The following is a 26,306-nucleotide window of genomic DNA, read 5'->3' as shown; positions in this document are numbered from 1 at the left end:
TCACCTATGTCACACATTCCGGTGGGAGGCCGCATGTTCAGGTCCGCCGGTGCCGGTTACGTTCCTGGGATGGAGAACATACTCCGCCCCCTGATCGTGGTCGGCGGCTCGCTGGTGCTCACGCTGGTCATCGGCTGGGCCACCGACCTGTTGCTGCGCAAGGCCGACGAGCGGCATCACGAGACGCCCCTGTGGGGGCTGCTGCGCCGTGCCCGCATCCCCTACCAGCTGCTGCTCTGCGCGGCGCTGCTGAGAGGGTCGTACGTCGAGGCGCGGGTCTTCCCCGCGCACCGGAGCCTGATCGGCCACATACTCACGCTGGTGCTGATCGGCTCGGCCGCCTGGCTGGTGGTGCGGATCGCCGCGGCGGTCGTGGAGACGTCGTACACCAGGTACGCCCAGGCCCGCGCCCAGCGCGACCCGGCCCGGGTGCGCCGGGTGCGCACCCAGGTGTCGCTGATCATGCGGGTGGTCTCGGCGGTGGTCGGCGTGGTGGCCGTGTCGTCGATGCTGCTGACGTTCAAGGAGATGCGCACGGCCGGCGCCTCGCTGCTGGCCTCGGCCGGGGTGCTCGGCATCGTCGCCGGCATCGCCGCGCAGTCCACGCTCAGCAACATGTTCGCCGGGTTCCAGATCGCGTTCGGCGACATGGTGCGCATCGGCGACACGGTGGTGGTGGACGGCGAGTGGGGCACGGTCGAGGAGATCACGCTGACCTTCCTGACCGTGCGCACCTGGGACGAGCGGCGGATCACCATGCCGGTGTCGTACTTCACGTCCAAGCCGTTCGAGAACTGGTCACGGGGCACCCCGCAGATGACCGGCACCGTCTTCTGGTACCTGGACCACACCGCGCCGGTGGACGCGATGCGCGAGCGGCTCCGCGACATCCTGCGCCAGTGCCCGGCCTGGGACGGCCGCGCGTACAACCTGACCGTCACCGACACCACCCCCAACACCATCGAGGTGCGGGCGCTGGTGACGGCGAAGGACGCGGACGACATCTGGACGGTACGGGTCGAGGTGCGCGAGCAGATGATCCGCTGGCTGGCCGACGAGCACCCCTACGCCCTGCCCCGCGTCAACACGGCCGACGCGGCCCTCCCGCCCGGTCGCCGCACCTCCCTGCGCAAGTCCTCCCCCGACGGCACCCCGCGCCGCCTGCCGCACCAGCCGACCCGGGGCCAGCCGCACTGACCCCGGCGGCCCCAGGGGCGGTCAGCGCAGGCTGCGTACGTCCAGATGCCGCAGCACCCGGTCGACGATCTCCGGATCGGCGCCGGGTTCGCTGCGCGCGGCCAGCACCTCGTGCCGGGCGGCGCTCAGCATCTCGCCCTGGATGCGGCGGAGTCGCTTGATCCGCCGCGCCCGCTGCTCGTGCGCCTCGCGCCGCTCCTCGTCGCCGATCTCCGGGCTGATCCGCAGGCCGATGTCGAAGGCCCGCCGCAGCATCTGCTCGGTCAGCTCCTCCGGCAGTTCCTCGACCGCCTCGATCTCGCGCAGCCGCTGCCGGGCCGCCTTGGCCGCGCGCCGGGCGAGGGCGCGCTCGAACTCCTTCTCCTGCTCGGTGTCGGCCGTCACCCGCAGCCGCCCGACCAGCCAGGGCAGGGTCAGCCCCTGCACCAGCAGCGTCACCAGGATCACCCCGAACGCGATGAAGACGATCTCCTCGCGGTGCGGGAAGGGCGCCCCGTCGTCCGTCTCCAGCGGGATCGCCAGGGCCAGCGCCACCGAGGCCACCCCGCGCATCCCCGCCCACCACATGACGACGGTCTCCCGCAGGCTCATCGGGATGTCCTCGTCCCGGTCCCGTCTGGCGTGCAGCCGTTTCGTCAGCCAGGTCGCCGGCAGCAGCCACAGCAGCCGCACCAGGATCACCACGCCCACCACGGCCCCGGCCCAGCCCAGCAGCTCGGCCCAGTGACCGGACGCGGTCCGCACCGCGTTGTGCAGCTCCAGTCCGATCAGCCCGAAGGCGACCCCGGTGACCAGGGTGTCGACGACGTCCCAGACGGTGTGCCCGGCCAGCCGGGTCAGCACGTCGTCGGCGTCGGAGGCGTACTCGGCGAGGAACATCGCGGTGGTGAGCACGGCCAGCACCCCCGAGCCGTGCAGTTCCTCGGCGAGGACGTAGGAGGCGTACGGCACCAGCAGCGTCAGCCCGATCTGCAGGGTCGCGTCCCCCAGCAGGCCGAGGACCTTGTTGGCCGCCCACCCGAGCGCCAGGCCGACGGCGACGGCGACCACCGCGGACAGCACCAGGTCGAGCCCGGCCGCCCACGGCGAGAAGGTCCCGCCGACGGCGGCGGCGATGGCGACGTTGTACAGCACGATGGCCGTGACGTCGTTGAAGAGCCCCTCGCCCTCCAGGATGGACACCAGGCGGCGGGGCAGCCCGAGCTGCCCGGCGACGGCCGTGGCCGCGACCGGGTCGGGCGGCGCCACCAGCGCCCCGAGCGCGAAGGCGGCGGCGAGGCCGAGGCCCGGCACGATGGCGTGGGCCACGGCGGCCACGCAGGTCATGGTGACGAAGACCAGGGCGACGGCCAGCAGGAAGATGGGCCGTTTGTTGGCCGCGAACTGCCGCCAGGAGGTGCGCCGTACGGCGGCGTACAGCAGGGGCGGCAGCAGGGCGGGCAGGATGAGGTCGGGCGGGATGTCGACGTTGGGCACGAAGTCGAGCAGCGCCAGCACGATGCCGAGCACTGTCATCAGCACCGGCGCCGGCAGCCCGAGCCGGTCGCCGACCGGGACGCTCAGCAGGGCCCCGAGCAACAGCACGAACAGCAGGGCCAACTGATCCACGGTCAGCGCTCCGGAGGGGTCTCGGCGATCACACGGCAGGCTTCCAGCCTGCCACCTCGTCTTCCCCGTCGCCCCGTCGAGAACCCCGGGTCACAGAGCGCGTCGCATCGCGCGGTGCGGTATCCCCGCGTCGGGGAACTCCGGACCGTACGCCGTGTAGCCGAGCCGCTCGTAGAAGCCGAGGGCGTGGGTCTGCGCGTGCAGGTCCACCGCCGTGAGCCCTCGCGCGCGTGCCGCGTCCTCGATGGCCCGCACCAGCGCGGCCCCGACGCCCAGCCCCCGGGCCGCCCGGGTCACGGCGAGCCGCCCCAGCGACCCCACGCCCGCGTCGCCGCCGGTCTTCCCGGCCGCCGCCGCGCCGTGCAGCAGCCGCCCGGTGCCCAGCGGCACCCCGTCCTCGCGGACCGCCAGGACGTGCGTGGCGACGGCGTCGTAGGCGTCGTACTCGATCTCCTCGTCGACGCCCTGCTCGGCGACGAAGACCTCCTTGCGGACCGCGAAGCACGCCTCGCGGTCGGCGGGGTCCTCGGCGACGCGCACCTCGTACACCGGTGTACCGCCGCTCATGCGTAGGTCTCCTCCCGGACCCGGTCCAGGGCCTGCTGGAGGTCGTCCGGGTAGTCGCTGGCGTACTCCACCCAGTCGCCGGTGCCGGGGTGCTCGAAGCCGAGCCGGACGGCGTGCAGCCACTGGCGGGTCAGGCGCAGCCGCTTGGCGAGGGTCGGGTCGGCGCCGTAGGTCAGGTCGCCGACGCAGGGGTGGCGGTGGGCGGCCATGTGGACGCGGATCTGGTGGGTGCGGCCGGTCTCCAGCTTCACGTCGAGCAGGGAGGCCGCGCGGAACGCCTCGATCAGGTCGTAGTGCGTCACCGACGGCTTGCCCTCGGCCGTGACCGCCCACTTGTAGTCGTGCTGCGGGTGCCTGCCGATGGGCGCGTCGATGGTGCCGCTGGTCGGGTCGGGGTGGCCCTGCACCAGCGTGTGGTAGCGCTTGTCGACCGTGCGCTCCTTGAACTGGCGCTTGAGCGAGGTGTAGGCGCGCTCCGACTTGGCGACCGCCATCAGCCCGGACGTGCCCACGTCCAGGCGGTGCACGATGCCCTGCCGCTCGGCGGCGCCGGACGTGGAGATCCGGTATCCGGCCGCGGCGAGCCCGCCGATGACCGTCGGCCCGGTCCAGCCGGGCGACGGGTGGGCGGCCACCCCGACCGGCTTGACGATGACGACCACGTCCTCGTCGTCGTGGACGATCTCCATGCCCTCGACCGGTTCGGCGACGACCTGGACCGGAGCGGGCGCCTGCGGCATCTCGACCTCCAGCCAGGCCCCGCCGCGCACCCGCTCGGACTTGCCGACCACCGAGCCGTCGACCGCCACCTTCCCCGCCGCCGCCAGCTCGGCGGCCTTGGTACGGGAGAAGCCGAACATCCGGGAGATGGCGGCGTCGACGCGCTCGCCCTCCAGGCCGTCGGGCACGGGCAGGGTACGGATCTCGGGAAGCGTGCTCACCCGGTCGAGTATGCCGGACGGGTCCGGCACTCCCCCACCGGCAGGTGCTCAGTCCTTGTGGACGGTGCCGTCCGGGTCCAGGCCCCGGAAGGACAGCAGCACGATCAGGATGCCGCCGCACACGATCGCCGAGTCGGCGAGATTGAAGACCGCGAAGTGCTTGGGCGCGATGAAGTCCACCACCGCGCCCTCGAAGACACCCGGCGAACGGAAGATCCGGTCGGTGAGGTTGCCGAGCGCCCCGCCGAGCAGCAGGCCCAGCGCGACGGCCCACGGCAGGCTGTAGAGCTTGCGGGCGAGCCGCGCGATCACGACGATCACGGTGGCCGCGATCACCGTGAAGATCACGGTGAACGCCTCACCGATGCCGAAGGCGGCCCCCGCGTTGCGGATCGCCACCAGTCGCAGCCAGTCCCCGACGATCTCGATCGGCTCGTGGTGCTCCAGCTTCGCCACCACGATCATCTTGCTGACCAGGTCCAGCGCGTACGCGAACACGGCCACCGCGAACAGCACGGCGATCCGGCGCTTGCCCCGGGGCCGCTCGGCGCCGGCGGCCTCCTGCTGCCCGTCCCCCGCCTCGTCCGGGGTGTCCGGCGTACCGATGATGCGCTCCGCCTCTGCCACGTGAGTCCCTCGACCTAGGTACCTGACTGAGGAAGAGAGTACGGCACACCTCAGCGGCGCTCCTGCTTCTGTTTGCACTCCACGCACAGGGTGGCCCGCGGGAACGCCTGCATCCGGGCCTTGCCGATCGGCCGGCCGCAGTTCTCGCACAGTCCGTAGGTGCCCGCGTCCAGCCGCTCCAGGGCGTGCGCGGTCTGGGTGAGCATCTCGCGCGCGTTGGCGGCCAGCGCCAGCTCGTGCTCGCGCGTGATGTTCTTGGTGCCGGTGTCCGCCTCGTCGTGCCCCGCGCCGTCCCCCGAGTCCCGCATCAGGCCCTGCAGCGCCCGCTCGGAGGAGTCCAGCTCGGCCCGGAGCCGGGCCTCCTCGGACTGCAGCTCCCCGCGCGCCTCCTCGACCTCCTCGGGGGTCCACGGGTCCTCACCGGGGCGTACCGCGAGGTCGCCTGGCTCCACCGCGCCGCCCCGCGCCTTCGGTACCGCCGTCTTGGCCGCCGTGGCCGTGCCAGGGGTCTTCTTCGCAACCACCGTCGTGGCTCCCGTCTGCTCCGCGGCCTCGGCCGCGCCCGCCTTCTTGGCCGTGCTCTTCCCCGCCACGCCACCCGGCGCTGCCGCGACCTTCTTCCCTGAGGCTTTCTTCGCCGCGGTCTTCTTCGCCACGGACTTCTCCGCAGCGACCTTCTCGGCCGCGCTCTCCTTCGCTGCCGTCTTCTTCACCGCCGTCTTCTCCGCCACGGACTTCGTCACGGCGGCCTTCTCCGCCGCGGACTTCTTCACGGCGACCTTCTCCGCCACGGCCTTCTTCACGGCGGTCTTCTCCGCCGCGGTCTTTTTCGCGGCGACCTTCTTCGCCGCGGTCTTCTTCACCGCGCTCTTCCCCGCAGCACCCTTCCCGGCCGCGCTCTCCTTCACCGCGCTCTTCCCCGCAGCACCCTTCCCGGCCGCGCTCTCCTTCACCGCGGCCTTCCCCACAGCAGCCTTCCCTCCGCCCCGCGTGTTCGTGCTCTTCTTCCCGCCGGCCCCCTCCCCCACCCCACCGGCGGAGCCAGCGGTGCCGGAGGCCGGGGCACGGGCGGGTCCACCGGACCCCGAGTGCCGTACGGCGGTCTTCTTCGCCACCATGCCGCGGCCCCTTCACACACCGTGATCTTGCACGCGAATCGTGCTGGGACGATAAATCGACTTGAGTCCCGCGGCAACGGGGCGCACCGCCCCGCTCGACCGGCCTGCATCCGTTGTGCCCAGCTCCCCGCCGGGTATGCCGGTCCGAAAACCGGTCGGCCGCTGTCCGCCGGGCGCCGTACACTGGGCGGAGCGAAAAGCGTGGATGGGGACGAGTAGCGGCGTACGCAGCCCAGAGCGACCCGGGGACGGTGTGAGCCCGGGGGCGAGCCCGACGCGAAGATCACCCCGGAGCCGCCGGAAGAAAGCCGTACCGGACCGGACGCGGCGAGTAGACCCGGCATCGCGACCCCAATGAGGGGGCTCACCGGCGCACAAGGCGCACCGGGAGCCAAGGAGGGTGGTACCGCGGGAGCACGACGCTCTCGTCCCTCCGACGGAAGGCAGCACATCCGCCGGAGGAAACGCGTTGAATACGCCGCCGCTGTACCGCCAGGTACCCGCCCAGGTCGACCTGCCCGCGCTCGAACACGCGGTGCTCGACTTCTGGCGCGAACAGAAGATCTTCGCCAAAAGCCTGGAGCAGTCCGCGGGCCGCCCCGAATGGGTGTTCTACGAGGGCCCGCCCACCGCCAACGGCATGCCGGGCGCCCACCACATCGAGGCCCGCGTCTTCAAGGACGTCTTCCCCCGCTTCCGCACCATGCGCGGCTACCACGTGGCCCGCAAGGCCGGCTGGGACTGCCACGGCCTGCCCGTGGAGCTGGCGGTGGAGAAGGAGCTGGGCTTCAGCGGCAAGCCGGACATCGAGGCGTACGGCATCGCGGAGTTCAACGCCAAGTGCCGCGAGTCGGTGACCCGCCACACGGACGCCTTCACCGAGCTGACGACCCGCATGGGCTACTGGGTCGACCTCGACGACGCGTACCGCACGATGGACCCGGAGTACGTCGAGTCCGTCTGGTGGTCCCTGAAGGAGATCTTCAACAAGGGCCTCCTGGTCCAGGACCACCGCGTCGCCCCCTGGTGCCCCCGCTGCGGCACCGGCCTGTCCGACCACGAGCTGGCCCAGGGCTACGAGACGGTCGTCGACCCCTCCGTCTACGTCCGCTTCCCGCTCACCTCCGGCCCGCTGGCCGGCGAGGCCGCCCTGCTGATCTGGACGACCACCCCCTGGACGCTCGTCTCCAACACGGCCGTGGCCGCCCACCCCGAGGTCACCTACGTCGTCGCCACCAACGGCGACGAGAAGCTCGTCGTCGCCGCCCCCCTCGTGGAGAAGGCCCTCGGCGAGGGCTGGGAGACCACCGGCCAGACCTTCACCGGCGCCGAGATGGAGCGCTGGACGTACCGGCGCCCGTTCGAGCTGGTCGCGTTCCCCGAACCGGCCCACTACGTCGTCAACGCCGACTACGTCACCACCGAGGACGGCACCGGTCTGGTCCACCAGTCCCCCGCCTTCGGTGAGGACGACCTCAAGGTCTGCCGCTCCTACGGCCTGCCGGTCGTCAACCCGGTCCGCCCCGACGGCACCTTCGAGGAGGGCCTCCCCCTGGTCGGCGGCGTCTTCTTCAAGAAGGCCGACGAGCAGCTCACCGAGGACCTCGACACCCGCGGCCTGCTCTTCAAGCACATCCCCTACGAGCACAGCTACCCGCACTGCTGGCGCTGCCACACCGCGCTGCTCTACTACGCCCAGCCGTCCTGGTACATCCGCACCACGGCGATCAAGGACCGTCTCCTCGCGGAGAACGAGAAGACCAACTGGTTCCCGGACACCGTCAAGAACGGCCGGTACGGCGACTGGCTGAACAACAACATCGACTGGGCGCTCTCCCGCAACCGCTACTGGGGCACCCCGCTGCCCATCTGGCGCTGCGAGGACGACCACCTCACGGTCGCCGGCTCCCGCGCCGAGCTGACCGAGCTGACCGGCACCGACCAGTCGGGCCTGGACCCCCACCGCCCGTACATCGACGAGGTCACCTTCGCCTGCCGCCACGACGGCTGCGGCAAGACGGCCACGCGCGTGCCGGAGGTCATCGACGCCTGGTACGACTCGGGCTCGATGCCGTTCGCGCAGTGGGGCTACCCGTACAAGAACAAGGAACTGTTCGAGTCCCGCTACCCGGCCCAGTTCATCAGCGAGGCCATCGACCAGACACGAGGGTGGTTCTACACCCTCATGGCCGTCGGCACCCTGGTCTTCGACAAGTCGAGTTACGAGAACGTCGTCTGCCTCGGCCACATCCTCGCCGAGGACGGCCGCAAGATGTCCAAGCACCTGGGCAACATCCTGCAGCCGATCCCGCTGATGGACCAGCACGGCGCCGACGCGGTCCGCTGGTTCATGGCGGCCGGCGGCTCCCCGTGGGCGGCCCGCCGGGTCGGCCACGGCACCATCCAGGAGGTCGTCCGCAAGACGCTCCTCACGTACTGGAACACGGTCGCCTTCCAGGCCCTGTACGCCCGCACCTCGGGCTGGGCGCCGAGCGAGGCCGACCCGGCCCCCGCCGACCGCCCCGTCCTGGACCGCTGGCTCCTCTCCGAACTGCACGCCCTCACCGACCAGGTGACCCAGGCCCTGGAGGGCTACGACACCCAGCGCGCCGGAAAGCTGCTGTCCGCGTTCGTCGACGACCTGTCCAACTGGTACGTACGCCGTTCCCGCCGCCGCTTCTGGCAGGGCGACAAGGCGGCGCTGCGCACCCTGCACGAGGTCGTCGAGACAGTCACCAAGCTGATGGCCCCGCTGACGCCGTTCCTCACCGAGCGGGTCTGGCAGGACATGATCGTGCCGGTCACCCCGGGCGCCCCGGAGTCCGTACACCTGTCCTCCTGGCCCGAGGCCGACCTGACGGCGATCGACCCGGAGCTGTCGCGGCAGATGGTCCTGGTGCGCCGCCTGGTCGAACTCGGCCGCGCCACCCGCGCGGAGTCCGGCGTCAAGACCCGCCAGCCGCTGCGGCGCGCGCTGATCGCGGCCGCGGGCTTCGACACGCTCTCCCCCGAACTGCACACGCAGATCACGGAAGAGCTGAACGTGGAGTCCCTCGCCTCCCTCTCCGAGGTCGGCGGCAGCCTGGTCGACACCACCGCCAAGGCCAACTTCCGCGCCCTGGGCAAGCGGTTCGGCAAGCGCGTCCAGGACGTCGCCAAGGCCGTGGCGAACACGGACGCGGCGGCGCTCTCCCTCGCCCTGCGGGAGGGCACGGCCTCGGTGGAGGTCGACGGCGAGACGATCACCCTCGCTCCCGACGAGGTGATCATCACGGAGACCCCGCGCGAGGGCTGGTCGGTCGCCTCCGACTCCGGTGCCACGGTCGCCCTCGACCTGGAGATCACCGAGGAACTGCGCCGCGCGGGCCTCGCCCGGGACGCGATCCGCCTGATCCAGGAGGCCCGCAAGAACAGCGGCCTGGACGTCGCCGACCGCATCACCCTGCGCTGGACGGCCACGGACCCGGCGGTCGTCGCCGCCCTGACCGGGCACGCCGCCCTGATCGCCGACGAGGTCCTGGCCACGGACTTCGCCGAGGGCGAGGCGGACAGCACGTACGGGGACGCCTTCACGGACGAGGGCCTGTCCCTGACGTTCCGTCTCCGCAAGGCCTGACCGACGCGCGAGAGGCCCGGTTCCCCCCACGGGGAGCCGGGCCTCTCGCGTACGGTCCGCGCCCGCGTCCGGGCACGGACCGCGAAAAGGCGGGTCCCGGGCTCAAGAACCCGGGACCCGCCTTGAACGCTGCCGACTACGACGCCGTACTACCGTTCAGCACTGCTCAGTTGTCGTCCTCGTCGATCAGGAACCCGCGCATCGGCGAGGGCGCCTGCCCCATCGGCGACGGTCCCTGCGGCCGCACCGGCGCCATCGGCTGCGTCATCGCCGGCGACATCTGCTGCTGACCGCCGTACGACGGGCCGGACGAGGCGCCCGGACCACTGCCCATGGACTGGTTACCGCCGTAGGACGGCGCGCTCGCACCGGCCGGAGCCATCGACGGCGCCGGGGACGGCGGCAGCGAGGCGGCGGCGGGCGTCCGCGGCGGGGCCAGCGAGTCGTCGGCCTGGGTCTCCAGCTGGCGCAGCTGCGACTCCAGGTAGGACTTCAGCCGCGTGCGGTACTCGCGCTCGAAGCCGCGCAGGTCCTCGACCTTGCGCTCCAGCGTGGCGCGAGCGGACTCCAGGGAGCCCATCGCGACGCGGTGCTTCTCCTGCGCGTCCCGCTCCAGGGCATCGGCCTTGGCGCGGGCGTCCCGCTCCAGACCCTCGGCACGCGAACGCGCCTCGCCGACGATCTTGTTGGCCTCGGACCGGGCCTCGGCGATCGCCTGGTCGGCGGTCTGCTGGGCCAGCGACAGAACGCGCGCGGCGCTGTCGCCACCAGGGCCGCCCTGACCGGGCATGCCGGGACCACCGGGGCCGCCGGGGCCCTGCGGGCCGCCCATGGGGCCGCCCATCGGACCGGGACCCATCTGGCCCTGCATCGGACCCGGGCCCTGGCCCATCGGCCCCGGACCCTGGCCCATCGGACCGGGACCCTGCGGGCCGCCCTGACCGCCGGGACCGGCGGGCAGCTGCGGGGCACCGCTCGGCAGCTGGGGCGGACCACCCATGGGGCCACCCATCTGCTGCTGCGGCGGGCCCGATATGCCGGCGGGTACCGGAGCGCCCGGACCGCGCATGCCCTGCTGAGGCATCCCGCCCTGCTGAGGCATGCCGCCCTGCTGGGGCATCCCGCCCTGCTGGGGGTGGCCGCCCTGCTGCTGATCCTGCTGCTCCGGGGGCTTGCGCATGTTCTGCTGGTTCTGCGCGGCCGCGCGCGTGGCCGCGGCCAGCTTGGCGCGCAGGTCCTCGTTCTCGCGGAGCAGACGGGTCAGTTCGGCTTCGACCTCGTCGAGGAAGGCATCGACCTCGTCCTCGTCATAGCCTTCTCGGAGGCGGACGGTCGTGAACTGCTTGTTCCGCACGTCCTCGGGGGTCAACGGCATCTCTTCACCTCAACGTAGTCGTCGGCATTCGGCAAGCCCGTATCTCTCTCATCGCTCACAGCCGGCTCACGATCGAGATCAGGATGTAGACGATGATCATCAGTACGAAGAAGGACAGGTCGAGCGCCACGCCCCCGAGACGCAGCGGCGGAATGAACCGCCGCAGGAGCTTCAACGGCGGATCGGTGACAGTGTAGGTGGCCTCCAGTACGACCACCATCGCCTTGCCGGGTTGCCACGAGCGGGCGAACTGGAAGACGTAGTCCATGACCAACCGGAAGATCAGCACGATGAGGAAGCACATCAGCGCGATGTAGACGACATCCAGGACCACGCTCATGACCCTTGCTTCCCTCTCCCCTGACCCGACTCACCGGTGTTACGTCTCAGCTCTGGTTGAAGAACCCGCCCTCTGCGATGCGGGCCTTGTCCTCCGCCGTGACATCGACGTTAGCAGGAGACAGCAGGAACACCTTCTGCGTCACCCGCTCGATACTGCCGTGAAGACCAAACACCAGACCAGCCGCAAAGTCGACAAGTCGCTTCGCGTCCGTGTCGTCCATCTCCGTGAGATTCATGATCACCGGAGTGCCCTCACGGAAGTGTTCCCCGATGGTACGGGCCTCGTTGTAGGTCCGTGGGTGAAGCGTGGTGATCCGGTAGGGCTCTCGTTCGGAGACGACCTTGGGCATGATGACCGGTGCGCTCTTTTCCAGGCTCGCGCGTTCTTGTGTGATGGATGCCACGGGCGCGATCCGGGCGGGTCGCCCGGATTCCGCGGGTAGCGAAGCAGACCGGGCCACCGGTTCGCGAGGCGCGGGCGGTTGTGCGACTCGTACCTCTTCGTCCCTTTGTGGCTGATGTGAACCATGCCCCTGATGCGCCGGTTCATGCCTGCGGTGATCTCGTTCGGGCTCCGGGTCGAGTTCAGGTTCGAAGTCGTCGTCGGGGTCGAAACCCCGGCCGTCGTACCCATCGTCCTCCACGAGGCCGAGGTAGACCGCCATCTTGCGCATCGCGCCGGCCATGCTCTGAGTCCTCCGCTCTGTGGTGGATCGGCTGACGACTGCCAAATGCCCGCGATCCACGAGGTCGTTGTTTCCGCCTTTCGGCGGTAATGACCATATTTTCTGCTGTGGTCCGACTTCTTGGCGACGTTACCCGAGCCTGGGGCGGACACCGAGTACCGCAGTGCCGACGCGCACATGTGTCGCTCCGGCGGCCACGGCCTGTTCGAGGTCCGCACTCATCCCTGCCGAGACCATGTTCGCAGCCGGATGGGCGCGACGCAGGTCGGTCGACAAATCCATGAGGCGCTCGAACGCGGCCTGTTGGCGCCCGGCGTACTCCCCGGTCAGCGGGGCCACCGTCATCAGTCCGTCGAGCCGGAGCCCCGGCGACGAGGCGACGAGGCCGGCCAGTTCTCCGATCTGGTCGGGTGCCACGCCGCCCCGCTCGCCCCGCCCGTCCGCTCCCGCGTCGAAGGCGACCTGGACGAGACAGCCGAGTTCGCGCCCGGCCCGTACCGCCTCCTTGGACAGGGCGGTGACGAGCCGTGAGCGGTCGACGGACTGCACGAGACCGGCGTAACCGACCACGGATCGTACCTTGTTGGTCTGCAACTGGCCTACGAAGTGCCAGGTGAGCGGCAGATCCGCGCACGCGGCGGCCTTGGGGGCCGCGTCCTGGTCCCGGTTCTCGGCGACGTGCCGCACGCCCAGCTCCGCCAGGGCGCGCACATCGCTCGCCGGATAGGTCTTGGTGACCACGATCAGGGTCACCTCCTCGCGGGCCCGGCCGGCGGCGGCGCACGCGGCGGCGATGCACTCCTCCACCTTCGCCAGATTGGCGGCGAGTTCGTCCTTACGTTCCGTCATGCCCCATCAGTCCAGCCAGACGTAGCCCGCGAGCCGGCCGGTGGCGCGGTCGCGTCGGTACGAGAAGTGGTCCTTCGACTCCAGCGTGCACACCGGCGACTGCGCCCGGTCGCGCACTCCCAGCCGTTCGAGCTGCGCGTGCACTCCGGCGGCGACGTCGACCGCCGGCGTGCCCCAGCTCGTCACGGCGTGCGCCGCCGGTTCGACGGCGGCCACCTCGGCGCGCATCGTCCCGGGCACCTCGTAGCACCGGCCGCAGACCGAGGGCCCGGTGCGGGCGACGATCCGGGCGGGGTCGGCGCCGAGTCCGGTCATGGCGCGTACGGCGGCGGGCACGACGCCGGCGATCATGCCGGGCCGGCCGGCGTGGGCGGCGGCGGCGATCCCCGCGACGGGGTCGGCGAGCAGGACGGGCACGCAGTCGGCGGTGAGCACGGCGAGGGCGAGTCCCCGCTCGGCGGTGACGATCGCGTCGGCGTCCGGCACCGGCCGGGCGCCCCAGGGCGCGTCGACCACCTCGACGTCCGCCCCGTGCACCTGGTTCATCCAGACCACCCGGCCCGCGTCCAGGCCCAGTGCCCCGGCCGCCCGTTCCCGGTTGGTCCGCACGGCGTCGGGGTCGTCTCCGACCGCGCCGCCGAGGTTCAGCTCCTCGTACGGAACGGCGCTCACCCCGCCCCACCGGTCGGTGAAGGCGAAGTGCGCGCCGCTCACGGTGTCGCGCTGTCCTATCACTTCAAGAAGTCCGGCACGTCCAGCTCCTCGGCCGCGCTGTCCGAGTAGGTCCGGGACGGCGGGACCGGCGGGGTGACCGGCGGGAGGTCGCTGACCGGCTCCGGCGCGACGGGCTCCGGCTCCTCCTTCGGCTTGACGCTGCCGAGCGAGCCGAAGGACGGGCGGCTCTCGGGCTGCCGGACCGGCGGGGCGGGCTGTTCCTCGCGCTTGGCGGAGGACGAGCCGAGCACGTTGTCCCGCTTGGCGGGCGGCTGGCCGCCGTCGAAGCCGGCCGCGATGACCGTGACCCGGACCTCGTCGCCGAGGGCGTCGTCGATGACGGCGCCGAAGATGATGTTGGCCTCGGGGTGGGCGGCCTCGCTGACCAGCTGGGCGGCCTCGTTGATCTCGAACAGGCCGAGGTCGGAGCCGCCGGAGATGGAGAGCAGCACGCCGCGGGCGCCGTCGATGGAGGCTTCCAGGAGCGGCGAGGAGATCGCCATCTCGGCGGCGGCCACCGCGCGGTCGTCGCCGCGGGCCGAGCCGATGCCCATCAGGGCCGAACCGGCCTCGGACATGACCGACTTGACGTCGGCGAAGTCCAGGTTGATCAGGCCGGGCGTGGTGATGAGGTCGGTGATGCCCTGCACACCGGAGAGCAGGACCTGGTCCGCCGACTTGAAGGCGTCCAGGACGGAGACCTGGCGGTCCGAGATGGACAGCAGCCGGTCGTTGGGGATGACGATGAGGGTGTCGACCTCTTCGCGCAGTTCGGCGATGCCGTCCTCGGCCTGGTTGGCCCGGCGCCGTCCCTCGAAGGTGAACGGGCGGGTGACCACGCCGATGGTGAGGGCGCCCAGCGAGCGGGCGATGTTCGCCACCACGGGCGCGCCGCCGGTGCCGGTGCCGCCGCCCTCACCGGCCGTCACGAAGACCATGTCGGCCCCCTTGAGGACCTCCTCGATCTCCTCGCGGTGGTCCTCGGCGGCCTTGCGGCCGACGGCCGGGTTGGCTCCGGCGCCGAGTCCGCGGGTGAGTTCACGGCCGACGTCCAGCTTGACGTCGGCGTCGCTCATCAACAGGGCTTGCGCGTCGGTGTTGATGGCGATGAACTCGACGCCCTTGAGACCGACCTCGATCATCCGGTTGATGGCATTGACACCACCGCCGCCGACACCGATGACTTTGATGACTGCGAGGTAGTTCTGCGGTGCTGCCACGTCGAAGGCCTCTCGCCTCGAGTTACGTGTCGTCGAACCGCTGGAGCACTGTGCCCCGCGACCCGACGACTGATGCCGAATGGGACGGTCCGTAGCGCCGACCCGAACCCTAACCCTGAAGTTTAGGGTTACCAGTGTGTCTGTTCCCTGGAGTCTTCTGAACAGGACACTAAGTCGACAAGTGGCGCGCGTTCAACGAACACGCCGAACCTCCCGTTTTTCTTTTCACCCTATGTGATCAGCCATAGCGCTGCCCAACCAGGGTGCTGGCCTGCACCGATACCCGTCAACTCCCCGACGAGGCCGGAGCGGTGGGAACACTTACATCGAAGTGCCGCGCACCGGGCGCGGCTTTCATCAGCGCGGTGAGCGCGCGCGCCTTGTCCGCGCCCTTTTCACCACTCCCCCACGCGACGGTACGCCCGCCGGTCAACTCCAGCGAGATGTCGTCGAAGGAACGTACCTTGACCAGCCGGGTGTCCCGCGCGACAGGGTCCGGCACCCGGCCGGCGACCCGGACCGCCTCCCGGACGAGCCGGTCCTCGCCGAAACGGCGAAGGCTCGCGGCGGCCGAACCCTGGCGGGACACCGCCAATGCCAGCAGGGGAACACCCTTGGGCGCACGGGAAACCGTGGCGAATCGGACACCGCCGTCGTCCACTTCCACATACTTGTCGCCGTTTTGCACCAACAGAACCGGAGTGCGCTCTGTCACTTTCAGCTCGATTCCGTCGGGCCAGGAACGGCCGGCCTCGATTACGTCAATTCGGGGCAATTTCTTCGCCAAACGCGCTTCGATGGCCTCGGTGCCGACGGAAATGAGCGGCTCCCCGACCGGGACGTCGGCGGCCTCGCGCACCTGCTCGGGGGTCAGCACCCGGGTCCCGGAGACCGAGACCTTCTCCACTCGCAGCCAGGCGGACCCGTAGAAGAGCCAGCCGGCCGCCCCGCCCAGTGTCACGAGGAGGGCGGCCAGGATGACGATCGTACGAAGACGGGGGCGCTTGAAGCGCCGGACACGGGGCGGGCCGGACGACTCCCGCCTGCGTGCCCCGCGTTCGGCGGTGGTCGGTCCGGCCACGCTTCCTGCCCTCCGTCAGATGTGCCTAGCGCTGTGCGCGGGCGGCGCTGATCGCCTCGTACACCATGCCGACGAGCAGGTCGTCGGCGTCCCGGCGGCCGAACTCGGCGGCGGCGCGGGACATCTCGTACAGCCGGTGCGGGTCGGCGAGCACGGGCAGCACGTTCTGCTGGACCCACTCGGGGGTGAGTTCCGCGTCGTCGACCAGCAGTCCGCCGCCGGCCTTGACCACCGGCTGGGCGTTGAGCCGCTGTTCGCCGTTGCCGATGGGCAGCGGGACGTAGGCGGCCGGGAGTCCGACGGCGGAGAGTTCGGCGACGGTCATCGCGCCCGCGCGGCAGAGCATCATGTCGGCCGCGGCGTACGCGAGGTCCATCCGGTCCAGATAACTTACCGGGATGTACGGGGGCATCCCCGGCATCTGCTGCACCTGCGGCAGTTCGTTCTTCGGGCCGACCGCGTGCAGGATCTGGATGCCGGCCTGCTGGAGCCAGGGCGCCACCTGCTGGACCACCTCGTTGAGGCGGCGGGCGCCCTGCGAGCCGCCGGAGACGAGGAGCGTCGGCAGGTTGGGGTCGAGCCCGAACAGGGCGCGGGCCTCGGGGCGGGCGGCGGCCCGGTCCAGGGTGGCCACCGAGCGGCGCAGCGGGATGCCGATGTAACGGGAGTTGCGCAGCTTGCTGTCGGGGGTCGAGACGGCGACCTGACGGGCGTACCGGGAGCCGATCTTGTTGGCCAGGCCGGGGCGGGCGTTGGCCTCGTGGACGACGATCGGCACGCCGAGCCGCTTGGCCGCGAGGTAGCCGGGCAGGGCGACGTAGCCGCCGAAGCCGACCACGGCGTCGGCCTTGGTGCGCTCCAGGATCTGCTCGGTCGCCTTGATGGTGCCGCGCAGCCGGCCCGGGACGGTGATCAGCTCGGGGGTGGGCTTGCGCGGCAGCGGTACGGCCGGGATCAGCGCCAGTTCGTACCCGCGCTCGGGTACGAGACGGGTCTCCAGGCCGCGCTCCGTGCCCAGGGCCGTGATGCCCACGGTCGGGTCCTGCCTGCGCAGGGCGTCCGCGAGGGCGAGCGCGGGCTCGATGTGGCCCGCGGTTCCTCCGCCGGCGAGTACGACATGCACCGAAATTCACCGCTCTCCGGACGAGCGTGCCGCCGAGGCACGCCGTCGCATCGTGTTCCAACTCCGGGGCCTCCGCTTGGACCCGGTGCCCCCGGTCCCCCGCTTTCTACCAAAGCGAGGTTGCCGCATCGCAAGCGCCGCCCGCGCAGCGGGCTCGTCGCGTGCGAAGGCGATCAGCAGCCCGATGGCGAACATGGTCGGCAGCAGGGCGGAACCCCCGTAGGAGAACAGCGGGAGCGGGACGCCGGCGATCGGCAGCAGTCCGAGGACAGCACCGATGTTGATCACGGCCTGGGCCGTGATCCAGGTGGTCACGCCTCCCGCGGCATACCTGACGAAGGGGTCCTCCGTGCGTCCGGCCACGCGGATACCCGCATAGCCTAGAGCCGCGAAGAGGGCGAGGACGGACAGCGTGCCCGCCAGGCCCAGTTCCTCACCGGTGACGGCGAAGATGAAGTCGGTGTGCGCTTCGGGGAGTTGACCCCATTTCTCCACGCTGGCACCCAGTCCGGAACCGAAGAGTCCACCCGAGGCGAGGGCGTAGATGCCGTGCACGGCCTGCCAGCAGTCCCCCTCGGGGCTCATCTCGGTGGCGCCGATGCAGGCGAAGCGGTCGAGCCGGTTCGGGTTGGTCTGGATGAGGATCACACCGAGCAGCCCGGCGACCGAGAGCACGCCCGCGAACATCCGGGTGGGCGCCCCCGCCAGCCACAGCAGCCCGAAGGCGATGGCGGTCAGGATGATCGCGGTGCCCATGTCACCCCCGAGCATGATCAGCCCGAGGAGGAGGAAGGCGACCGGCACCAGCGGCACCAGCATGTGCTTCCACTGGGTCAGCAGCCGCTTGTCCTGTTTGCGGGCGAGCAGGTCGGCGCCCCACAGCACCAGGGCGAGCTTGCCGAACTCACTGGGCTGGAGCTGGAAGGGCCCCCCGACGGAGATCCAGTTCTGGTTGCCGTTGACCGACATCCCTATCCCCGGTACCTGCACCAACGCCATCAGGAAGACCGCGCCGGCCAGGATCGGGTAGGCCAGCGCCCGGTGCAGCTTGACGGGCATCCGCATGGCGGCGAGCAGCAGCCCGGCGCCGAGCGCGGCGGCCAGGAACTGTTTGCGGAAGAAGTACGAGCCCGGCAGCGAGAGCTGGAGCGCGGTGATCTGGGAGGCCGAGTAGACCATCACCAGACCGAGCACGGTGATCAGCGCGCTGCCGCCGGCGATCAGGTAATAGGCGGTCAGCGGCCGGTCCCAGGCCCGTTGCAGCCGGGTGTACAGGCGCAGCACCGGGTTGTCGGGCGTCGTCCGCCGGGCGGCGGGCCGCTGGACGGTCCGCTGTGCGGGCGGCCGTCCGGTACGGCTGCCGGGACTACCGGGCATAGCGGCCTCCGCTGTACGTCGGCCTGGACCGTCCCACGTGTCCCTCCCGTGGTCACCCGGCGCGGCAGGCCGGGTCAGGCGCCGAGTTCGCGAACGGCCTGTGCGAACGCGGCACCGCGCTTGTTGTAGTTGGCGAACATGTCCATGGAAGCGCAGGCCGGGGCCAGCAGCACCGTGTCGCCGGGCCGGGCGAGCCGCCGCGCCTCCTGGACGGCCGCGAGCATCGCCCCAGTGTCGGTCCGGTCGAGGTCGACGACCGGTACCTCGGGGGCGTGTCGCGCCAGAGCTTCGCGGATCAGCGCGCGGTCGGCGCCGATCAGCACCACGCCGCGCAGCCGCTTCGCCGCGCCCGTGACCAGTTCGTCAAAGGTGGCGCCCTTGGCGAGGCCGCCGGCGATCCACACGATCGACTCGTACGCCGCCAAGGATGCCTCGGCGGCGTGGGTGTTGGTCGCCTTGGAGTCGTCCACGTAGGCCACGCCGTCCACGTCGGCGACGTGGGCGATGCGGTGGGCGTCCGGGGTGAAGGCGCGCAGCCCGTCGCGGACGGCCGCCGCGGGCACCCCGTAGGCGCGGGCGAGGGCGGCGGCGGCCAGCGCGTTGGCGATGTTGTGCGGGGCCGGCGGGTTCACGTCGGTGACCTCGGCCAGTTCCTGGGCGTTCTTCTGCCGGTTCTCCACGAAGGCGCGGTCGACCAGGATGCCGTCCACGACGCCGAGTTGGGAGGGGGCCGGGGCGCCGAGGGTGAAGCCGACGGCCCGGCAGCCCTCCTCGACGTCGGCCTCGCGGACCAGGGCCTCGGTGGCCGGGTCGGCGACGTTGTAGACGCAGGCGATCCGGTTGCCCTCGTAGACGCGGCCCTTGTCGGCGGCGTACGCCGCCATCGAGCCGTGCCAGTCGAGGTGGTCGGGGGCGAGGTTGAGGACGGCGGCCGAGTGGGCGCGCAGCGAGGGCGCCCAGTGGAGCTGGTAGCTGGACAGCTCCACCGCGAGGACGTCGTACTCCTCCTCGCCGGTGACCGCGTCCAGCAGGGAGACGCCGATGTTGCCGACTGCGGCGGTGCGCAGGCCCGCCGCCTTCAGGATCGACGCGAGCATCTGGACGGTCGTGGTCTTGCCGTTGGTGCCGGTGACCGCGAGCCAGGGGGCGGCGTTCTCGCCCCGCAGCCGCCAGGCCAGTTCGACGTCGCCCCAGACGGGGACGCCCGCTGCCGCGGCCGCCGTGAACAGCGGCTTGGCCGGCTTCCAGCCGGGGGCGGTGACGATCAGGTCGGTGCCCTCGGGGAGCGAGTCGCCGTCGCCGAGGCGCACGGTGATGCCGAGCGCCTCCAGTTCGGCCGCCTGCGCCCGCGCGCGCTCGTCCGCGCCGTCGTTGACGACGGTGACGCGCGCGCCGAGGCCGTGCAGGACCTTGGCCGCCGGTACTCCGGAGACGCCGAGTCCGGCGACGGTGACGTGCTTGCCCTGAAGTTCCGAGGACACCGAGTCGGTCACTTGTCCGCTGCCCATCCCGCGTAGAAGAGGCCCAGTCCGACGATCACACAGATGCCCTGGATGATCCAGAAGCGGACCACGACAAGGACCTCGGACCAGCCTTTGAGTTCGAAGTGGTGCTGGAGTGGCGCCATCCGGAAGACGCGCTTGCCGGTCATCCGGAACGAGCCGACCTGGATGACCACCGACATGGTGATCAGGACGAACAGGCCGCCGAGGATGGCCATCAGCAGTTCGGTGCGGGAGCAGATCGCCAGACCCGCCAGCACACCGCCGAGCGCGAGCGAACCGGTGTCGCCCATGAAGATCTTGGCCGGCGAGGTGTTCCACCACAGGAAGCCCAGGCAGGCGCCCATCAGCGCGGAGGCGACCACCGCCAGGTCGAGGGGGTCCCGTACCTCGTAGCAGGCGCCCGGGTTGGTCAGGGACTGCGCGTTGGCGCAGGACTCCTGGAACTGCCAGACGCCGATGAAGGTGTAGGCGCCGAAGACGAGGACGGAGGCGCCGGTGGCCAGACCGTCCAGGCCGTCGGTGAGGTTCACGCCGTTGGACATCGCCAGGATCATGAACAGTGCCCAGACCACGAACAGCACCGGGCCGATCGTCCAGCCGAAGTCCGTGATGAACGACAGCTTGGTGGAGGCCGGGGTGTTGCCGCGGCTGTCCGCGAACTGGAGCGAGAGCACCGCGAAGGCGATGCCGACGATCAGCTGGCCGGCCATCTTGGCCTTGGCCCGCAGCCCCAGCGAACGCCGCTTGACGATCTTGATGTAGTCGTCCAGGAAGCCGACCAGGCCCATGCCGACCATCAGGCCGAGCACCAGCAGACCCGAGAAGGTCGGCGCCGCGTCCGCCTCGTGGTCCAGATAGCTGGTGATGACCTTGGCCAGGAAGTACGCGGCGACAGTCGCCAGGATGAAGGCGATACCGCCCATGGTCGGCGTACCGCGCTTGCTGGCGTGCTCGCGCGGGCCGTCGTCACGGATGTACTGGCCGTAGCCCTTGCGGGCGAGGAGCTTGATCAGCAACGGGGTGCCGACCAGCGTCAGGAAGAGACCGATGACTCCCGCGAACAGGATCTGCTTCATCATCGGGCAGCTACCTCACCCTCGGTGCCGGTCTCAAGGAGCGCCGTGGCGACGCTCTCCAGACCCACCGAACGGGACGCCTTCACGAGCACGACGTCCCCCGGGCGCAACTCGCTGCGCAACAGGTCGATCGCCGCCTGTGCGTCGGACACGTGCACCGACTCCTCACCCCACGAACCCTCGTTGTATGCGCCCAGTTGCAGCCATTGGGCTTCCCTGCCCCCGACCGCGACGAGCTTGCTGACGTTGAGCCGGACGGCGAGCCGTCCGACCGCGTCGTGCTCGGCGAGCGCCTCGTCCCCGAGCTCGGCCATCTTGCCGAGCACCGCCCACGTACGCCCCCCCTTTGCCTGTGCGGCTTTGCCCATTGCGACCAGCGCGCGCAGCGCGGCCTTCATGGACTCGGGGTTCGCGTTGTAGGCGTCGTTGACGAGCGTCACGCCGTCCGGGCGCTCGGTGACCTCCATCCGCCAGCGGGAGAGGGAGCCCGCCTCGGAGAGCGCGGTGGCGATCTCGTCTGCGGACATGCCCAACTCGTGGGCGACGGCGGCCGCGGCGAGCGCGTTCGACACGTGATGCTCACCGTACAGGCGCATCGTCACATCGCTTGCACCGGAGGGTGTGTGAAGCCTGAACGCGGGCTGTCCGGTGTCCGTTAGTCGCACGTTCTCGGCGCGAACGTCCGCTTCGCCGGACTCTCCGAAAAGGATCACCTTCGCCTTCGTTCGGGCGGCCATGGCCCGTACGTAGGGGTCGTCCGCGTTGAGGACCGCGGTGCCGTCTTCCGGAAGGGCCTCTACGAGTTCGCCCTTGGCCTGCGCGATCTGCTCCCGGCCGCCGAACTCGCCAATGTGCGCGGAGCCGACGTTGAGGACCAGGCCGATCTTCGGCGGGGTCAGTCCGGCGAGGTACCGGATGTGGCCGATACCGCGGGCGCCCATCTCCAGGACGAGGAAACGGGTCTCCTCGGTGGCGGTCAGGGCGGTCAGCGGCAGCCCGATCTCGTTGTTGAGCGAGCCCGGCGTGAACACCGTCGGCGCCTTGTGCCCGATCACCTGCGCGATGAGGTCCTTGGTGCTGGTCTTGCCCGCCGAGCCGGTGAGCGCCACCAGGGTGGCCCCCAGCCGCCGTACGACGTGGCGGGCGAGGGCGCCGAGGGCGGCCTGGACGTCGTCCACGACGATCGCGGGCACGCCGACGGGCCGGGAGCCGAGCACGGCCACCGCTCCCGCCTCGACGACCGCCGGCGCGAAGTCGTGGCCGTCCACGCGTTCGCCGACGAAGGCGACGAAGAGGCTGCCGGGTCCCGCCTCGCGGGAGTCCCGGACGACCGGTCCGGTGACCTCGGCCGACGGATCCGGTATGTCGTGCATCTGCCCGCCGACGACTTCTGTGATCTCGGCGAGAGAGAGGGCGATCACAAGTACATCCCCTGGATCATGCGGGATTTCATCCCTGGGTCTTCTGGATGGCCTGGGTCTGCTGAAGGGCCTGGTGCTCCTGGATGGCTTCGCGGAGCACCTGGCGGTCGTCGAAGGGACGCACCACCCCGGCGATGTCCTGCCCCTGCTCGTGGCCCTTGCCCGCGACCAGCACCGTGTCGCCGGGCTCGGCCCGGGCGACGGCGGCGGCGACGGCGGCGGCCCGGTCCTCGAAGACCTGCACCTCGCCGCGCTCGTGGGCGGGCACCGAGGCGGCGCCCTGGAGCATGGTGGCGAGGATCGCGAGCGGGTCCTCGGAGCGGGGGTTGTCGGAGGTCAGTACGGCGGTGTCGGCGTGCCGCGCGGCGGCGGCGCCCATCGGCATCCGCTTGGTGGTGTCCCGGTCGCCGCCGCAGCCGAGGACGACGTGCAGCCTGCCCTCGGTGACCTTGCGCAGCGCCTTGAGGACCGACTCGACCGCGTCGGTCTTGTGCGCGTAGTCGACCACCGCGAGGTACGGCTGCCCGGCGTCCACCCGCTCCAGGCGGCCCGGCACCCCCGGCACCGCCGCGACCCCGTCGGCCGCGGCCTGGGGGTCGAGACCGGCGGCGGCGAGCGCGACGACCGCGGCGAGGGTGTTGGCCACGTTGAACGGGCCGGCCAGCGGAGAGCGGGCGGTGAACCGCTCGCCCTTCGGACTGACCACGGTGAACGTCGAGTCCAGCGGACCGACCCGCACGTCCTCGGCCCGCCAGTCGGCGTCGGGGTGTCCCTCGGCCGAGTAGGTGACGACCGGGACCGTGGCCTCGCGGGCGAGCCGGCGGCCGTACTCGTCGTCGGCGTTGACCACGCCGAGCCGGCTGCGCTCCGGGGTGAAGAGCTGCGCCTTGGCCTGGAAGTAGTCCTCCATGCCGGAGTGGAACTCCATGTGCTCCGGGCTGAGGTTGGTGAAGACGGCGACGTCGAAGACGCAGCCGTCTACCCGGCCGAGCACCAGGGCGTGGCTGGAGACCTCCATGGCGACCGCCTCGGTGCCGCGCTCGCGCATCACCGCGAAGAGCGCCTGGAGGTCGGTGGCCTCGGGGGTGGTCCGCTCGGACTTGATGCGCTCGTCGCCGATGCGCATCTCGACCGTGCCGATCAGGCCGGTGGCCTTCTCGGTGCGCAGGCCGCCCTCCACCAGGTAGGCGGTGGTGGTCTTGCCGGAGGTGCCGGTGATGCCGATCTGGAGCAGGTCGCGGCCGGGGTGTCCGTAGATCGTCGCGGCCAGCTCGCCCATCTCCGCGCGGGGGTCCTCGACCACCAGCACCGGCAGTCCGGTGGCGGCGGCGCGCTCGGCACCGGACGGGTCGGTCAGCACGGCGGCGGCGCCCAGACCGGCGGCCTGGGTGACGAAGTCGGCGCCGTGGGCGCGGGCGCCGGGCAGGGCGGCGTACAGGTCACCGGGGCGGACGGCGCGCGAGTCGTGGGTGATGCCCGTGACGGCGGCGTCGCCCACGGAGGCGGTGACACCCAGCTGGCCGACGAGCTCCGCGAGGGGTGTGGCGGAGACCCGCACCGGCCGGGGCGGTCCCGGGTAGGTCACGGGGTGGCCCTTCTGGGTGGTTTGGGACTGATCAGGCTGTGGCACGGCGGTGAGCGTACCGGGCGCACCCGCCTGCCCGCGAAGTGAGGGGCGGGGGCCGTTCTGGTTCCCGGGATCGGGGGTGATCGTTGTCACGGGGTGGTTCCTGGTGGCTCGGTACTGCGTCGGAAACGGGTCAGGGTTTGAAGGTGACCGGGAGGTTCGCGGGGTCGGTGCCGGTGGGCGGGACCTGGAGGGTCTTCAGGGCGAACTCCATGACCTGCTTGTAGACGGGGCCGCAGATCTGACCCCCGAAGTAGCTGCCCTCAGTGGCGTTCTGGATGGCGCAGTAGACGGTGATCCGGGGCTTGTCGGCGGGCGCGAACCCGGCGAAGGACGAGGTGTACCCCTTGTACTGGCCGGTGGCCGGATCCACTCGGTTGGCCGTACCGGTCTTGCCCGCCACCCGGTAGCCGGGGATGCGGGCCTTGGTGCCGGTGCCCTCTTCGTCGTCGACGACCGACTCCAGCATCCGGGACAGAGTCTTCGCGGTCTTCTCACTGATCACCCGCGTCTTCTTCGGCTTCTCGGCGGGCGTGTACCCGCCTTCGGCGTCCTTCGTCCCCTTCACCAGCGTCGGTTCGATCCGTACGCCGCCGTTGGCGATCGTGGAGTAGACGGAGGCCGCCTGGAGCGCGTTGACGGACACGCCCTGGCCGAAAGGGATCGTGTACTGCTGCGAGGTGGACCACTGTCCGGGGGCGGCGAGGATGCCCTTGGTCTCGCCGGGGAAGTCGAGGCCGCTGTAGCTGCCGAGGCCGAACTCGCGCAGGTAGGAGTAGAGGACCTGGTTGGCCTCCTCCTGGGTCTTGCCGAGTTCGCCGGTGGCCAGGATGGTGCCGATGTTGCTGGACTTGGCGAGCACGCCGTTGAGGGTGAGGTACCAGGTGGGGTGGTCGATGTCGTCCTTGAAGAGCCGGTCGCCGCGGTGCAGCCGGTTGGGGACGGTGACATGGGTGTCGGCGGTGGCGGCCCCCTCCTCCAGGACGGCGGCCATCGACATCACCTTGGCGGTGGAGCCGGGCTCGAAGGCGTCCTGGAGGGCGCCGTTGCCGAGCGCGTCGGGGTCGGCGTGGGCCAGGTCGCCCGGGTCGAAGCCGGGTGAGTTGGCCATGGCGAGGATCTCGCCGGTCCGCGTGTCCTGGACGATGACGTAACCGCCGTCGGCCTTGGACTCCCGCACCTGCTCGGTGATGGCGTCCTGCGCCGCCCACTGGATGTCGCGGTCCAGGGTCAGTTCCACGTCGCTGCCGGGCACCGCGGGTGTCTCGTTGCGGCCGACGGTGGGGACCTGGTGGCCGCCGGACTGGGCGTAGCGGATCTCGCCGTCCTCGCCGGCCAGTATCTTGTCGAGCTGGCGTTCGAGGCCGCCGCTGCCCTCGCCCTCGGAGTTGACCCAGCCGATCACCCCGGCGGCGAGGTCACCGTTGGGGTAGATCCGCTTGCTGCTGGGGTCGGCGAAGACGCCGGCGAGGACGTTGACGGTGGACTCGTCCGTCTCCGCCTTCTTGGACAGGGCGGTCTTCAGGTCCTGGATCTGGTTCCACTCCTGCGGGGTGCGGGCGCGGGCCAGCCGGACGTAGCGCAGCTGCTCGTTGTCCGGGCGCAGGGTGGCCGCCAGGTCCTCCTCGTCCTCGCCGAGGATCGGGGCGAGCAGCGCCGCCGCCTGTTCGGGCCCGTCGTCGACCTTGAGCTGCTCGCGGGTGAACATCGTGGGGTCGGCGGTGATGTCGTAGGCGTCCACGGTGGTCGCCAGGGCCACGCCGTTGCGGTCGGTGATGCCGCCGCGCGCGGCGGTCAGGGTGTGGACGACGTACCGGTTCAGCTCGGCCTTGGCGGTGTACGTGCCGGCGTCGACGGCCTGCACCTGGAGCAGGCGTACGACGAAGGCGATCAGGACCAGGGCCAGGACGAACCCGACCAGGCGCAGCCGGGGGCGGGGGCTGCCGAGCCGGATGGTCCGCGGGGCCGCGCCGCGGGGCGGGGCCGGGCGGCGGGCCGGGCGGGCTCCGGGGCCGGGCTGCCGCGTACCGCCGGGCCGGGCCGGCCGCGCGGGACCGGGCACCCGGCGGCGCGTCGGTTGCCTGCCGAAGTCGTCGGACACTTCCGTCACCTGCCGGGGGTCGGAGTCGTCGGGGCGGAGCCGGCCGGCGTGAGCGCCTCGGGAACCAGGACCAAGGACCTCACGCCCGGCGACGCGCCAAGCGCCTCGGGAACCAGGACCAGGGGCCTCGCAGCC

At 71.2% G+C, this 26,306-nt stretch carries 21 protein-coding genes; 2 read left to right on the top strand and 19 right to left on the bottom strand.

Annotated features, from left to right (window positions below):
• Positions 1–69 precede the first annotated feature (69 nt).
• On the top strand, positions 70–1,197 hold the full coding sequence (locus ACZ3IG_RS04585; RefSeq protein ID WP_467428903.1) for a mechanosensitive ion channel family protein: 1,128 nt from the start codon (positions 70–72) through the stop codon (positions 1,195–1,197).
• A 21-nt stretch (positions 1,198–1,218) separates the two neighbouring features.
• Here the strand turns inward: ACZ3IG_RS04585 and ACZ3IG_RS04580 are convergent, their stop codons facing one another.
• The 5 genes from ACZ3IG_RS04580 to ACZ3IG_RS04560 form a co-directional block, all read right to left on the bottom strand.
• Positions 1,219–2,805 (bottom strand): Na+/H+ antiporter, encoded by a 1,587-nt coding sequence (locus tag ACZ3IG_RS04580; RefSeq protein WP_467428901.1) that lies wholly within the window; start codon positions 2,803–2,805, stop codon positions 1,219–1,221.
• Positions 2,806–2,895: 90 nt separating this feature from the next.
• On the bottom strand, positions 2,896–3,372 hold the full coding sequence (locus tag ACZ3IG_RS04575; protein ID WP_467428899.1) for a GNAT family N-acetyltransferase: 477 nt from the start codon (positions 3,370–3,372) through the stop codon (positions 2,896–2,898).
• Positions 3,369–4,313, bottom strand: coding sequence for an RluA family pseudouridine synthase (locus ACZ3IG_RS04570; protein ID WP_215167881.1), 945 nt, complete (start codon positions 4,311–4,313; stop codon positions 3,369–3,371). The genes ACZ3IG_RS04575 and ACZ3IG_RS04570 overlap by 4 nt, the downstream gene beginning before the upstream one ends.
• A gap of 48 nt (positions 4,314–4,361) precedes the next feature.
• Positions 4,362–4,940 (bottom strand): signal peptidase II, encoded by a 579-nt coding sequence (lspA, locus tag ACZ3IG_RS04565; protein ID WP_467428896.1) that lies wholly within the window; start codon positions 4,938–4,940, stop codon positions 4,362–4,364.
• Between the two features lie 50 nt (positions 4,941–4,990).
• A complete protein-coding gene (locus ACZ3IG_RS04560) occupies positions 4,991–6,058 on the bottom strand; it encodes a TraR/DksA family transcriptional regulator (RefSeq protein ID WP_467428894.1) in 1,068 nt (355 codons plus the stop codon).
• 469 nt (positions 6,059–6,527) lie between these two features.
• Here ACZ3IG_RS04560 and ileS point away from each other — a divergent pair, with 469 nt between their 5' ends.
• Positions 6,528–9,674 (top strand): isoleucine--tRNA ligase, encoded by a 3,147-nt coding sequence (ileS, locus tag ACZ3IG_RS04555; RefSeq protein WP_467428892.1) that lies wholly within the window; start codon positions 6,528–6,530, stop codon positions 9,672–9,674.
• Between the two features lie 166 nt (positions 9,675–9,840).
• Here ileS and divIVA read toward each other — a convergent pair whose 3' ends face one another.
• The 14 genes from divIVA to ACZ3IG_RS04485 form a co-directional block, all read right to left on the bottom strand.
• Positions 9,841–11,049, bottom strand: a complete 1,209-nt coding sequence (gene divIVA / locus ACZ3IG_RS04550; protein ID WP_467428890.1) for an apical growth/hyphal branching protein DivIVA — start codon at positions 11,047–11,049, stop codon at positions 9,841–9,843.
• Between the two features lie 55 nt (positions 11,050–11,104).
• On the bottom strand, positions 11,105–11,389 hold the full coding sequence (locus ACZ3IG_RS04545) for a YggT family protein (protein WP_007448661.1): 285 nt from the start codon (positions 11,387–11,389) through the stop codon (positions 11,105–11,107).
• A gap of 46 nt (positions 11,390–11,435) precedes the next feature.
• Positions 11,436–12,077 carry a cell division protein SepF gene (locus tag ACZ3IG_RS04540; RefSeq protein ID WP_467428887.1) on the bottom strand — a complete coding sequence of 214 codons (642 nt, stop codon included), beginning with the start codon at positions 12,075–12,077 and terminating at the stop codon, positions 11,436–11,438.
• 129 nt (positions 12,078–12,206) lie between these two features.
• Complete coding sequence (locus ACZ3IG_RS04535) at positions 12,207–12,926, bottom strand: YggS family pyridoxal phosphate-dependent enzyme (protein ID WP_467428886.1); 720 nt, start codon at positions 12,924–12,926, stop codon at positions 12,207–12,209.
• Between the two features lie 6 nt (positions 12,927–12,932).
• Positions 12,933–13,661 carry a peptidoglycan editing factor PgeF gene (gene pgeF, locus ACZ3IG_RS04530; protein ID WP_467428884.1) on the bottom strand — a complete coding sequence of 243 codons (729 nt, stop codon included), beginning with the start codon at positions 13,659–13,661 and terminating at the stop codon, positions 12,933–12,935.
• On the bottom strand, positions 13,658–14,860 hold the full coding sequence (gene ftsZ, locus ACZ3IG_RS04525) for a cell division protein FtsZ (RefSeq protein WP_467428881.1): 1,203 nt from the start codon (positions 14,858–14,860) through the stop codon (positions 13,658–13,660). The genes pgeF and ftsZ overlap by 4 nt, the downstream gene beginning before the upstream one ends.
• Positions 14,861–15,146: 286 nt before the next feature.
• Complete coding sequence (locus ACZ3IG_RS04520) at positions 15,147–15,941, bottom strand: cell division protein FtsQ/DivIB (RefSeq protein ID WP_467428880.1); 795 nt, start codon at positions 15,939–15,941, stop codon at positions 15,147–15,149.
• A gap of 25 nt (positions 15,942–15,966) precedes the next feature.
• Positions 15,967–17,064 carry an undecaprenyldiphospho-muramoylpentapeptide beta-N-acetylglucosaminyltransferase gene (murG, locus tag ACZ3IG_RS04515; protein WP_467428878.1) on the bottom strand — a complete coding sequence of 366 codons (1,098 nt, stop codon included), beginning with the start codon at positions 17,062–17,064 and terminating at the stop codon, positions 15,967–15,969.
• A 6-nt stretch (positions 17,065–17,070) separates the two neighbouring features.
• A complete protein-coding gene (ftsW, locus tag ACZ3IG_RS04510) occupies positions 17,071–18,441 on the bottom strand; it encodes a putative lipid II flippase FtsW (RefSeq protein WP_467428877.1) in 1,371 nt (456 codons plus the stop codon).
• 74 nt (positions 18,442–18,515) lie between these two features.
• Positions 18,516–19,922 carry a UDP-N-acetylmuramoyl-L-alanine--D-glutamate ligase gene (gene murD, locus ACZ3IG_RS04505; RefSeq protein ID WP_467429204.1) on the bottom strand — a complete coding sequence of 469 codons (1,407 nt, stop codon included), beginning with the start codon at positions 19,920–19,922 and terminating at the stop codon, positions 18,516–18,518.
• Between the two features lie 8 nt (positions 19,923–19,930).
• Positions 19,931–21,022, bottom strand: coding sequence for a phospho-N-acetylmuramoyl-pentapeptide-transferase (mraY, locus tag ACZ3IG_RS04500; RefSeq protein ID WP_467429202.1), 1,092 nt, complete (start codon positions 21,020–21,022; stop codon positions 19,931–19,933).
• On the bottom strand, positions 21,022–22,443 hold the full coding sequence (locus tag ACZ3IG_RS04495) for a UDP-N-acetylmuramoyl-tripeptide--D-alanyl-D-alanine ligase (RefSeq protein ID WP_467428875.1): 1,422 nt from the start codon (positions 22,441–22,443) through the stop codon (positions 21,022–21,024). Before ACZ3IG_RS04495 ends, mraY begins: the two co-directional genes overlap by 1 nt.
• Positions 22,444–22,471: 28 nt before the next feature.
• Positions 22,472–24,028: a UDP-N-acetylmuramoyl-L-alanyl-D-glutamate--2,6-diaminopimelate ligase gene (locus ACZ3IG_RS04490; protein ID WP_467429200.1), complete on the bottom strand. Its 1,557-nt coding sequence runs from the start codon at positions 24,026–24,028 to the stop codon at positions 22,472–22,474.
• 175 nt (positions 24,029–24,203) lie between these two features.
• Positions 24,204–26,180 carry a peptidoglycan D,D-transpeptidase FtsI family protein gene (locus ACZ3IG_RS04485; RefSeq protein ID WP_467428874.1) on the bottom strand — a complete coding sequence of 659 codons (1,977 nt, stop codon included), beginning with the start codon at positions 26,178–26,180 and terminating at the stop codon, positions 24,204–24,206.
• Positions 26,181–26,306: the final 126 nt, after the last annotated feature.

Source organism: Streptomyces sp. NPDC016677, assembly GCF_055562815.1.
This window is presented reverse-complemented; position numbering and strand designations above follow the sequence as displayed.